At 38.5% G+C, this 12,217-nt stretch carries 10 protein-coding genes; 6 read left to right on the top strand and 4 right to left on the bottom strand.

The window, feature by feature from the left end:
* Positions 1 to 59 precede the first annotated feature (59 nt).
* Both SNE25_RS21660 and purB read right to left on the bottom strand, forming a co-directional pair.
* Positions 60 to 611 (bottom strand): NifU family protein, encoded by a 552-nt coding sequence (locus SNE25_RS21660; protein ID WP_321561094.1) that lies wholly within the window; start codon positions 609 to 611, stop codon positions 60 to 62.
* Positions 612 to 722: 111 nt separating this feature from the next.
* Positions 723 to 2,066, bottom strand: a complete 1,344-nt coding sequence (purB, locus tag SNE25_RS21655) for an adenylosuccinate lyase (protein WP_321561093.1) — start codon at positions 2,064 to 2,066, stop codon at positions 723 to 725.
* A gap of 237 nt (positions 2,067 to 2,303) precedes the next feature.
* On the opposite strand from purB, the gene SNE25_RS21650 reads away from it, so the two are divergent.
* The 4 genes from SNE25_RS21650 to SNE25_RS21635 are packed head-to-tail and all read left to right on the top strand — an operon-like array spanning position 2,304 to position 8,929.
* Positions 2,304 to 2,915 (top strand): TetR/AcrR family transcriptional regulator, encoded by a 612-nt coding sequence (locus SNE25_RS21650; RefSeq protein ID WP_321561092.1) that lies wholly within the window; start codon positions 2,304 to 2,306, stop codon positions 2,913 to 2,915.
* Between the two features lie 35 nt (positions 2,916 to 2,950).
* A complete protein-coding gene (locus SNE25_RS21645) occupies positions 2,951 to 4,348 on the top strand; it encodes a TolC family protein (RefSeq protein WP_321561091.1) in 1,398 nt (465 codons plus the stop codon).
* A gap of 33 nt (positions 4,349 to 4,381) precedes the next feature.
* On the top strand, positions 4,382 to 5,488 hold the full coding sequence (locus SNE25_RS21640; RefSeq protein ID WP_321561090.1) for an efflux RND transporter periplasmic adaptor subunit: 1,107 nt from the start codon (positions 4,382 to 4,384) through the stop codon (positions 5,486 to 5,488).
* A gap of 24 nt (positions 5,489 to 5,512) precedes the next feature.
* Positions 5,513 to 8,929, top strand: a complete 3,417-nt coding sequence (locus tag SNE25_RS21635; protein WP_321561089.1) for an efflux RND transporter permease subunit — start codon at positions 5,513 to 5,515, stop codon at positions 8,927 to 8,929.
* 69 nt (positions 8,930 to 8,998) lie between these two features.
* Here SNE25_RS21635 and SNE25_RS21630 read toward each other — a convergent pair whose 3' ends face one another.
* Positions 8,999 to 9,544, bottom strand: coding sequence for a hypothetical protein (locus tag SNE25_RS21630; RefSeq protein ID WP_321561088.1), 546 nt, complete (start codon positions 9,542 to 9,544; stop codon positions 8,999 to 9,001).
* Positions 9,545 to 9,670: 126 nt separating this feature from the next.
* On the opposite strand from SNE25_RS21630, the gene SNE25_RS21625 reads away from it, so the two are divergent.
* Positions 9,671 to 10,156: a DUF4126 family protein gene (locus SNE25_RS21625; RefSeq protein ID WP_321561087.1), complete on the top strand. Its 486-nt coding sequence runs from the start codon at positions 9,671 to 9,673 to the stop codon at positions 10,154 to 10,156.
* Here the strand turns inward: SNE25_RS21625 and SNE25_RS21620 are convergent.
* Positions 10,153 to 11,262, bottom strand: coding sequence for a mechanosensitive ion channel family protein (locus SNE25_RS21620; RefSeq protein ID WP_321561086.1), 1,110 nt, complete (start codon positions 11,260 to 11,262; stop codon positions 10,153 to 10,155). The two genes, SNE25_RS21625 and SNE25_RS21620, sit on opposite strands and share 4 nt — an antisense overlap.
* Positions 11,263 to 11,436: 174 nt before the next feature.
* On the opposite strand from SNE25_RS21620, the gene SNE25_RS21615 reads away from it, so the two are divergent.
* On the top strand, positions 11,437 to 12,057 hold the full coding sequence (locus tag SNE25_RS21615) for a TetR/AcrR family transcriptional regulator (protein ID WP_321561085.1): 621 nt from the start codon (positions 11,437 to 11,439) through the stop codon (positions 12,055 to 12,057).
* Positions 12,058 to 12,217: the final 160 nt, after the last annotated feature.

Here is a 12,217-nt window from a genome sequence, read left to right as displayed (position 1 = left end):
TTTTTTATGAGCTCACATTCGTGCCATTCGAATAGATTCGTGGCATTCGTGTCAATATTTTATAGGGCTTCTGATACCACTTCGGTAACTTCCGGCACCATACGTTTAAGCAGGTTTTCTATACCAGCTTTTAAGGTAACGGTTGATGACGGGCAACCGCTGCATGAACCGCGTAGTTCAACGGTAACTACACCCTCATTAAATGAACGATAAGAAATAGCACCGCCATCCTGCTCAACAGCAGGGCGAACATAATCATGCAGTATCTGCTGTATTTTTACTTCAGTTTCCGAACCTTCAAAGTTTGCTTCTGTGGCTTCTTCTTCCAGCTGTATTTTAAGTTCAGATTCAACCGCGCCTTTTACAAACTCTTTCATAATAGGCTCAACATCTGCCCATTCGCTGCCCTCTGTTTTGGTGATGGTTACAAAATTGCTGGCAAAGAAAACACCGTTAACAAAAGAAAACTTGTATAATTCCTTTGCAAATGGCGATTTTTCGGCGCTTTCCTTTGTAGGATAGTCCGCACTGCCATTAATCAGCAACTTGTTCACTATGAACTTCATAGTTGCCGGGTTGGGCGTTAATTCTGTATATACGTTGATATTCATCGGAAATTCTATTTAGATTAATTAAACAAATTTAATCACCTTTTTGATTTAAAAGTCATAGTTAAAATGTTATGACGGGGAAATGATAGAATAACAATTTACGCATAAAAATTAAATCCCCGTATAATTTAATGGCGTTATTTGTTTCAATTCTTGTTTTGTAGTGTCGCTTACATTTAACGTATCAACAAAGGCTGCTATTGTTTGCCCGTTAATCTGCTGATTGGTGCGCGTAAGGTCTTTAAGGGCCTCATATGGATTAGGATAACCCTCACGTCTTAATATGGTTTGGATGGCCTCGGCCACAACGGGCCAGTTAGCTTCCAGATCAGCATTAATAGCATCCTGGTTTAATAATAGCTTATTCAAACCTTTTATCGTCGATTTGATAGCAATCAGCGTATGAGCTACTGGCACACCAATATTCCTTAAAACGGTAGAGTCGGTCAAATCGCGCTGTAAACGTGATACAGGAAGTTTAGCGGCCAGGTGTTCAAACAGTGCATTCGCTATCCCAAGGTTACCTTCTGAGTTTTCGAAATCAATAGGGTTAACCTTATGCGGCATGGCCGATGAACCTACTTCGCCGGCTTTTATCTTTTGTTTAAAGTAATTCATGGATATGTAAGTCCACATATCACGGTCAAGGTCAATCAATATATTATTGATCCTTTTCAGTGCATCGCACTGTGCGGCAAAGTTGTCGTAATGTTCAATCTGTGTAGTAAACTGCGAACGGCTCAGGCCTAATATGTCATTCACAAAGTGGTTCCCAAAAGCTTTCCAATCCTTACCAGGATAAGCGATGTGATGCGCGTTGAAATTACCGGTAGCGCCGCCAAATTTTGCAGAGTAAGCAACCGATTTTAACAATTGCAACTGACCTTCCAGTCGTTCTATGTAAACCTGTATCTCTTTTCCCAAACGCGTAGGTGAGGCAGGCTGTCCGTGTGTATGTGCCAGCATGGGTACCTGATCCCAATCACGGGCGTAGTTTTTTAATGCACCAATCAGTTCCTCAATGGCCGGATAGTAGGTATTGTTGATAGCCAGCTTAAAAGTGTATGGTATAGCTGTGTTGTTGATATCCTGTGAGGTAAGCCCGAAATGGATAAACTCTTTATATGGTTCAAGACCTAATTTATCAAACTCCTTTTTTATAAAATATTCAACTGCTTTAACATCATGATTAGTTGTTTTCTCAATCTCTTTTATGCTTTCGGCATCAGCTTCGGTAAAGTTTTTGTAAATGTCCCGTAACTTTTCTGACAGATTTTTATCAAAATGCTGTAATTGTGGCAAAGGATATTCTACTAAGGCAATGAAATATTCAATTTCTACAAATACACGGTATTTAATAAGTGCATATTCAGAAAAATAGTTAGCAAGGTCGGCAGTTGTATTACGATAGCGTCCATCAATTGGTGAAATTGCTGAAAGAGGAGTAAGCGTCATGTTCTTATAAATTTTGGCAAAGGTAATGATTTAGACGTGCAGATGCACATATTTCAAGCAAGCAGAGTGATTGATGTCCTATTTCAGGATTATTAATTGTTATATACAAAACACAATTAAGTACCACTCACTTGTGAAGCAATAATTATATCTCTGAATCTTTTGTCTTGTAAAAGTAATTTCTAAAGGAAACTTTGAAATCGAAAAATGTTTCCTTAGTTTTGACCCGGAAAGTCAATGAGTCAGTTAGAAAGAATTATACACGGCAGCGAAGACCTGTTTTTAAGAGCAGGTATTAAGAGCATTACCATGGACGATATAGCCAGGCATCTGGGTATGTCGAAAAAAACAATCTACCAGTTTTTTAAAGATAAGAATGATTTGGTAACAGCGGTAGTTAGGAGAAAACTGAAGGAAGATGAAGACCAGATGGCCGATATCATTAGTAAATCGGAAAATGTAATAGAAGAGATGATTAATATGATGAAATGCTCGGAAGATATATTTTCAAGAATAAACCCAATAGTGGTTCATGATATGCAAAGGTACCATCCGGAGGCCTGGGCCGAGTTTCAGAAGTTTAAGGCTGAGATATTGATCAGCACGCTTGAAGAACTTTTAACAAAAGGCATGAAGCAGGGTTACATTCGGAAAGATATTGACGTAAAGATAATTGCACGCATGCGGGTAAACCAGGTGGAGCTTGGCTTTAATACCGAAATTTTCCCGGTATCGGAATTTAATACCTGGAAGGTGCAGGTTCAGTTTTTAGACCATTTTAATTATGGAATATGTACGCTTAAAGGATATAAGCTTTTAAATCAATATAAAAATATACACGAAGATTAACACATACTGCTGACATAAGGCTGTCATTTACAAGATTGAACTTTATATCGGCAACAAGAAATAACTCAACTATAATATATAAAATGAAACATCTACTTTTTATGGCAACTGTATTTTGCGCCATAGCATTTAAAAGCTATGCGCAGGAAGCGCCACCTAATAATCAAACGTATAACTTTAGTGTACAGGATTGTGTCGATTATGCCTATGAACATCAAAACACAGTGTTGAATGCTGGTTTAGACGTTAAATCTGCTGAATATAAAGTTAAAGAAACAACAGGTACCGGCTTGCCTCAGATAAGTGGTACAGCATCATTTACCGATTATTTAAAGATTCCGACAACTTTGCTGCCAGGGGAGTTTTTTAATGCTCCTGGTACTTTTATTCCGATAAAATTTGGTGTAAAGTATAATTCAAATCTGGGACTTAATTTAACACAAAAGATATTTGATGGTAGTTATTTTGTTGGTTTAAAGGCTTCAAAAACTTATAAAGAATTATCCCAGCGTAGCTACACACGAACTAAGATTGATGCAAACATCAATGTAACAAAGGCCTATTATCAGGTTTTGGTGAGCGATGAGCAAATAAAATTATTGGATGCCAATATTGCCCAGTTAAAACAGCAAGTAGATCAAACCACAGCTCAAAATAAACAAGGTTTTGTTGAAAAGATTGATGTGGATCGCATTACTGTTCAATACAACAACCTGATAACGGATCGTGAAAACGTAGTAAGGTCCCTCGCATTAAATTATCAGATGTTAAAGTTTCAGATGGGAATGCCTATTGAATATAATTTGACGCTAAAAGATAAATTGGTAGATGTGAAGCTTGAAAATAACGTTGCCGAATTAAGTTCGGATACTACTTTTTATCATAATAGAATAGAGTATGCTCTGCAAGAGACGGACAAAAAAGTTAATGAACTTCTTCTTCAAAATAAGAAGGCCGCGTATTTACCCACTTTGAACTTTAATGGTAATTATGCTGCATCATATCAGGATAATAGTTTTGGAAATTTATATAAAAACTCCTTTCCTTCAAGCTATATCGGCCTATCCTTAAACGTTCCGATTTTTAGCAGTGGTCAAAGAAGCAACCAGGTAAAGGAAGCTAAGATCTCCGTTATGCAATCACAGAATAACTTGATCAATTTAAAAAATTCGCTAAATCTGGATGCAAAAACGGCAGCGGTATCTTATATTAATGGCTTACAATCACTTGAAAATCAAAAGCGTAATCAAATTTTGGCACAGGAGGTTCTACGCGTAGCCAAAGTTAAATATCAGCAAGGCGTTGGCTCAAGTATTGAGGTAACACAAGCTCAAACATCACTGGAAGATGCTGACAATAAATATATACAAGGTCTGTATGATGCTTTGGTGAGCAAGGTTGACCTGGATAAGGCATATGGCCGCATTAAATAAACATTTACTAAACCCACTATATTAAAAAAAGACATGAAAAAAATATTATACATACCGGCTTTCATTTTTTTAGCTGCGTGTTCAAGTAAGCAACCTAAGGATAAAGCCGCCCAACTTGCTCAACTAAAGAAACAACAGGCTGATTTAAATTCAAAGATCACTAAACTGCAGGCCGAAATTGGTTCAAACGATTCATCTAAAACTACGGATGTAAGTACTGTTGCCATAAAACCAGCGCAGTTTACCAATTATGTGCAGATACAAGGCAAAATTGATGCACAGGATAACGTAGTTGCTTATCCGCAGGCACAGGCCACCATTACTAGTCTTTACGCTAAAGTAGGTCAGCATGTAAGCAAAGGACAAACACTTGCCCAGTTAGACAATAAAGTATTACTGCAAAATATAGCACAAAGTGAGGCCCAGGTTAATTTAAACGATCAGTTGTTTCAGCGTCAGAAAAACCTTTGGGATCAAAAAATAGGTACCGAGGTTCAATTTTTACAGGCTCAAACCAATTTGCAGGCCAGTAAAAAAGCTTTGGCCTCTTTAAAGCAACAGGCAGACCTGTACCGCATTGTATCACCAATTAGTGGTACAGTTGACCAAATGGACCTTAAACTGGGTCAGGTTGCTATGCCTGGGCAAACAGGTATACGGGTTGTTAACGCCGATGTTTTGAAAGTTAAAGCAGATGTACCTGAATCATACGCGGGCAGTGTAAATACCGGTAACCAGGTAAAAATACTGGTGCCAGATGCTAATGATTCATTGATTACCAAAGTAACTTTTGCCGCCAAGGTTATTGACCCAACATCGCGCAGTTTTGGAGTAGAGGTAAAATTACCCGAACGTAAAACCCTGCGACCTAACATGACCGCTATTATTCAAATAGCTAATTATACAAAGGCAAATACGTTTGTTGTACCAGTAAAAGCAATTTTAAAATCAGAAACCGGTGATTATGTGTATCTTAATCAAAACGGAACCGCTAAAAAAGTAAATGTGAAAGCAGGAACTACCTATAGTGGTAATACTGAAATATTATCAGGGTTAAAAAATGGCGATGAGTTGGTAACGGAAGGGGCTACCGAGATAGAGGACGGCGACAAGATAAAAGTATTACAGTCTGCCAATTAATTATAAACGTTTGATCTGTTGATTATGAAAGATCTTAAAAAAGAATTTGGGCCCTCAAGTTGGGCCATTGATAATAAAACCGCCGTTTATGTTCTCATATTTCTGGTGACCGTATTGGGACTAATTAGTTACAATAATCTGCCAAAGGAAAATTTCCCGGATATAGCACAGTCAAAGGTGTTTGTTACTACAACCTTTGCCGGCCAGTCTCCGCAGAATATAGAAAATCTGGTTACCAGGCAAATAGAGAAACAGCTGAAGTCATTGAAAGGACTTAAAAAAGTTACATCCAACTCAGTGCAAAACGTATCGATAATCACGGCAGAATTTAATGCAAATATTGATATTAAAGATGCTAAGATTGATGTAAAAGATGCGGTTGATAAGGCAAAACAAGATTTACCCCAGAACGACGATAACTTAAAGGAGTCTGTAATATCTGATATTAATGTTGCGGATCTACCTATTCTTTATATCAATATATCGGGTAATTATGACCTAAAGAAACTGAAAGAATATGCAGATATTTTAAAGGATGAGATTGAAAGTTATAAGGAGATATCAAAAGTTGATGAGGTAGGTGCTTTAACTCCAGAAATACAAGTAAATGTAGATCTGAACAAAATGGCGGCAACACAAGTTAGCTTTAACGATATAATTCAGGCTATTGGGAATGAAAACATCCTTACCTCGGCCGGCACGGTGAAAACCGACGGAGTACGCAGAAGTATAGACATAAAAAAGGATTTTAAAAATGCTGATGAAGTAGCTGCAATGGCTGTCCGAAACCCCAAAGGACAAGCTGTGTATCTAAGGGATATTGCTGAGATTAAAGACTCATTTTTAGAACAGGAAAGTTATGCCCGTTTAAAAACGAACGATAACCCCAATTTTAAAAACGTAATTACGCTTAACGTAAGTAAGAGAGCGGGAGAGAACCTTATTGAAGCGTCGGACAAAATCAATGAACTAATAAAACTGAAACAGAAAACAGTGTTCCCGAAAGGGCTTGACATTGTTGTAACTGGCGATCAGTCTGATAAAACCCGTACAACGCTGAATGACCTCATTAATACTATTGTTATCGGCTTTATATTGGTAACCGTTATCCTGATGTTTTTTATGGGTACAACCAATGCCATATTTGTGGCTTTGTCTGTACCACTGTCATGTTTTATAGCGTTTTTAGTGATGCCGGCTATTGGGTTTACACTCAACATGATCGTACTGTTCTCGTTCCTGCTGGCGCTGGGTATTGTGGTAGATGATGCCATTGTGGTTATTGAAAACACGCACCGTATTTTTGCCAATGGTAAAGTGCCTATTAAAGAAGCGGCTAAAATAGCGGCTGGTGAGGTGTTTCTTCCGGTATTTTCGGGTACAATGACTACTTTAGCACCGTTTGTTCCGCTGGCATTTTGGAATAGTTTGATAGGACACTTCATGTTCTTTCTGCCTATAACACTCATCATTACTTTGTTGGCTTCATTAGTGGTTGCTTACATTATCAACCCTGTTTTCGCAGTCGATTTTATGAGGCCGCATCATGACGGTGAGCATGACAATCCGAGGTTCGACCGGTCGACCAAAAAGGGATTGTTATTTTTGGCTATCGCAACGGTTATTGGCTATTTAATAAATGTAGGTGTTGGTAACTTATTTGTATTCCTGACGTTCCTTTACCTACTCAATCACTTCTTTTTACTGAGAGTGATAGACAGGTTCCAAAAAAATGCATGGCCACGTTTTCAAAGATGGTATGCAGGGCTACTTGAAAAAGCAGTACGCAGGCCCGTAACGATATTATTGGGTACTATTGTCCTGTTTATCTTAACTATAATGTTTATGATTGCCAGGTCGCCCAAGGTGGAGTTCTTTCCATCGGGCGATCCAAACTTTGTATACGTGTATTTAACCATGCCTATAGGTACCGACCAGGCTTATACCAATGAAATTACAAAAAGGGTTGAAAAGCGTGTTGCAGAGGTGGTAGAGCCAGATAAAGATATTGTATCATCCGTAATATCAAACGTAACTAAAGGCGTAACTGACCCAACCGATGAAGACCAGGGTGACTATGAAAACAAAGGTAAAGTGACTGTAGCATTTGTAGAGTTTGGTAAGCGTAATGGAAAGGATACCAAAGCTGTTTTGGCTAATATCCGAAAAGCCGTACAAGGTATACCCGGTGCTAAAATTGCCGTAGCACAGGAAAACAGCGGGCCTCCGGTGCAAAAAGATATCAGTATTGAGATTATAGGCGATAACATTGATACACTGGTAGCAACTGGTAATCGTTTAAAGAATTATATAGCCAAACAAAATATTGCGGGCATTGAAGGTCTTATAGCAGACGTCCAAAGCGATAAACCTGAAATAGTTTTTGACATCAACCGTGAAAGAGCTAATAGGGAGGGAATCAATACTTTTCAGATAAGTCAGGCTTTGGGAACTGCTGTATTTGGTGCTAAAGCCGGAGATTTTAGGAACACCAAAGAAGATGATTACCAGATTAAAGTACGTGCATTGGAAAGTCAGCGCAGTAATCTTGATGAGCTGAAAAACATCAAAATTACTTATCGTGACCTTGCTACAGGTGGGGCTATACGCCAGGTGCCAATTTCCGCCTTCACCGATGTTCGTTATACCAACACCTACAGCAATATTAAACGTAAACAGCAGCGCAGGGTATTAACTTTAGGTTCAAACGTTATTAAGCCATTTAATGCAAATGAAGTAAATGCTAATATTTTGCAGGCCATAAACAACTTTAAAAAGCCTGATAATGTAATCATCCGTCAAGGTGGCGGTCAGGAAGACCAGATGGAAGCCATGAACTTTCTGTTAGGTGCATTAGCTACATCGTTTGGTTTAATATTAATTATCCTGATGATACAATTTAACTCCATAGGTAAAACGTTCATCATCATCAGCGAGATCTTCTTCAGTATCATTGGCGTATTGCTTGGGGTAAGTATCTTCGGTATGACGATGTCTATCGTAATGACGGGGGTAGGTATCATAGCCCTTGCAGGTGTGGTGGTACGTAATGGTATATTACTGGTTGAGTTTACCGATATGCTGATTGAACAGGGGGCTAACCTGCATGATGCAGTGGTGGAAGCCGGCCATACCCGTATGACGCCGGTATTATTAACAGCTACGGCGGCTATATTAGGCTTAATTCCGTTAGCTGTAGGTTTTAATATCGACTTTGTTGGTTTGTTTACCCACTTTGAGCCACACATACACTTTGGCGGCGATAACGTTGCATTCTGGGGCCCCTTGGCATGGACAATGATCTTTGGTTTAGGTTTTGCCACCATTATTACATTGATACTGGTACCTTGTATGTATATCATCCGTTACAACATAAAAGCAAAGCTGTTTGGTAAAAAAGCGGTGGAGCACAAACATGTTTTAGAGGCAGAAGCCGTGTAATTAATAAAATAAGATACACAAAAAAGCCATATTCCAAAAGGAATATGGCTTTTTTGTGATGATACCTGTTTAAAACTTAAGCTTACTGATCAATCCTTTTAGGTGGAGTTTATCAATCAGCCGGTTTAATCTTCTATCGTGTTTGCCGGCTCCGTCGAGGGTATCATATACAATTCCTGCGGTGACGGCATAAACGGCATGGTGAAAACCATCGATTACTATGGCTTTAGCATCTTCTTTATAAACAGGAGGAGCGGCTTTAAATTTGGGTAGCATAACCATCGCGGTTCCCCATATTGCACCAAAATGAATAAGGGTAGCAGGTACGCCTTTTAATCCGGTCAAGGAAATTAAACCACGCGTTATGCCCCATATGGTTCCGTACGACCAATGTATTTCTTGTGAAAGCCTTTGTTTATCATCCTTGCTCGCAGGTTTTAATCCAGCTGCCCGTTCTGCCACTTTAAGCGGTGCTTCGCTTGGCTCACGTTTCGTGATCCGCATCTCTATCATTTGCGACACGGTTATGGCAGCCGTTGCCGCCAGGCCCGCGAGTAATCCTTTGCCAATTGCGCCTGCCAGCTCGCCCAAGGCATTGTTTTCGTGTAGTTTCATAGTTTTGGGTTTTGATGTACTATTGGTAACAAAGCAGTTTAGTTATTGATTTATAATTTTTTATTAGAACATAATCATGTCACCTGTGGTTATTTGATTATTAACTACATTAGTTCATACCAATCCATGTTAGTAAAAATATCAAAACCATTTTGGCAGGTACTTAGTTTGGGAACATTAGCCGGTATGCGGTCAACATCGGCACCTGTTATTACCAGTCATATATTAAGTCATCATCAATCAAAAAATCTGGAGCATTCACCTTTGAAATTTATGCAGTCAAAAACAGTGGCTGCTACATTAAAAGTATTGGCCTTGGGCGAAATTGTAGGCGATAAGTTGCCATCGGCACCAAACCGTACTAAACCAGCTGCAATTGGAGCACGCGTATTATCCGGCGCACTTGCCGGGGCAGTTATTTACAAAGCAACGGGCAACAATCTTATTGTGGGAGCCTTGCTGGGTGGTACAGCAGCATTTGCGTCAACCTTTGGTACTTTTCATCTGCGTAAAAGCGTAGTTAAAAGCAGTCATATAGTAGACCCAATTATTGGAGCTATTGAAGATGCCCTGGTGATTGGTGGCAGTGTAGGCCTGGCGCGTCTGGCTTAACCATCGGTTTTGGGCTGCAAATATTTTTCAAGGTTGCTAACCTCATTTCTTGTTCTTGGTAAACTGCCTGGGTAATTTTGCTGTATGTAAGTGATTAAGTTTTCACGAATGTAACAGCGCAGATCGAATGCTTTTGAAGAGGTACTCGCGCTCATGAGCACTCTGATTTCAATGGTATGTTCTTTTACATCGGTTACCTGGACAACCTTTACACGCTTATCCCATAAAGGCGATTTTATGATCAGCTTTTCAAATTCATTCCTGATCTCATCAACCGGTATAGTATGATCCATGTATAAAAATACAGTGCCCAATATATCGGCTGATGTGCGGGTCCAGTTCTGGAAAGGTTTCTGTATAAAATAATTGATAGGTAATATAAGTCTGCGCTCGTCCCATATCTTTAAAACTACATAGGTTAAGGTGATTTCCTCAACCCGGCCCCATTCGCCCTCAACTACCAAAACGTCGTCGATACGTATAGGTTGTGTAAATGCTATCTGGAAACCGGCAAGCAAATTACCAAGTGAATTTTGAGCGGCGAAGCCAACAATTATACCACCTATACCAACTCCGGTTAGCAGGCCGGTTCCAATTTTACGCATGCTTTCAAAACTTAGCAGGATAATGGCAATGGTTACAAAAACAATGATGACCACTAAAAGCTTTCGCATAAACTGCAGTTGTGTGCGTATTTTCCGCTCCTTCAGGTTATCTATTTTGTTAAGATCGTAGGCATGGCAAACATAGTCTTCCAGTATTCTGATGGACCGCACAAGGATACTGGCAAATGAAATGGTTAGTAAAATCTCGACAGCCTTATCAATCGGGCCTACATATGCTTTACTCAATCGCATAAACGGTATAAAAAGGTTAAGCAAAAATAAGGGTATAAAATAGGTAATGGCCCTTCCCAGGTTAACAATTATCGACCTGAAAAATGAGTAGGATGTTTCTTTTTTAGCATAAAGTTTAAACAACCGGGTAACTATAAATTTAATAATAAGCCCAACCAAAATAGCAATTGCGCCAATTATAAGGTTCCAGGCAAAGGACGGGACACGTTGAGAAAATTCAAGAAGATCAGGAGGTAACCTATTTTCCATATTATAATACTGATATGTTATATAAATCTAATCTTTAAATAGTAGGAATGTAAAATTGTTTTGCCAATTGTGAATGGATTGGCGTTGTTACATATATTTATAGAATTTTTGATAATTTTGTTAAAAAAGTCAGGAATTTAGTTTTGACTTATACATTTTATATAATTATTAGCAATGGCTGCAGGGAATGACCATCAGGATATAAAAAGAGAGAAAATTTTAGAAGCCTCTCATCAACGGTTTTTACATTATGGTTATTCAAAAACCACCATGAACGAAATTGCCGGCGATTTATCTATGTCCAAAGCTTTATTGTATTATTATTTTCCGGATAAAAGCCAGCTATATATAGCTGTAATGCGTAAGCTGGCTAACGACTACTTAAAAGTTTTAGAGGATCATATAAATACATTTACAAACCTTAAGGAAGCCTTTGTTTTCCAGATCAACATACATCACGATTTTATTGTAAGCAATTATAATTTCTTTGATTTTTTCAGGCTTAACGAACAAAACCTTCCTGATACGATATGGGAAATTGTTGGCCAGGTTCATTTATCAGAGCTCAATTTGCTGAGTAATGCCATTAAAACAGAAATTGAGCGTGGTGCTATTAAACCAATAGATAAACCTGAAGAAATTGTAGATCTTTTGCTTGACGCATTGCATGGTATCAGGGTTGGCGCTGTATCACAAAAGAAATCGAGTTTCCCTCGCAAAGAGCATCTTGAAGAAATACGGACTAAAAAACTTTTGCTGACAGATATATTTATTAAGGGGTTGATGTATTGTTAATTCGAGATATTGAAGCCTGATTTACTGTCAGTTATTGGTCAAAATATAGTTAGTGAATCCCGAAAGAGTATTATATTAAATATCTTTGTTTCTTCAATAAAATTCGGTACTTCTTAGTATCGATCTTTATTATTAAAGAAACTTCCTATTTAATAAGAGG

The sequence above is a fragment of the Mucilaginibacter sabulilitoris genome, from assembly GCF_034262375.1.
Lineage (GTDB): Bacteria > Bacteroidota > Bacteroidia > Sphingobacteriales > Sphingobacteriaceae > Mucilaginibacter > Mucilaginibacter sabulilitoris.
Note: the sequence above shows the minus strand (reverse complement) of the source record. Positions and strands in the feature narration are given on the sequence as shown.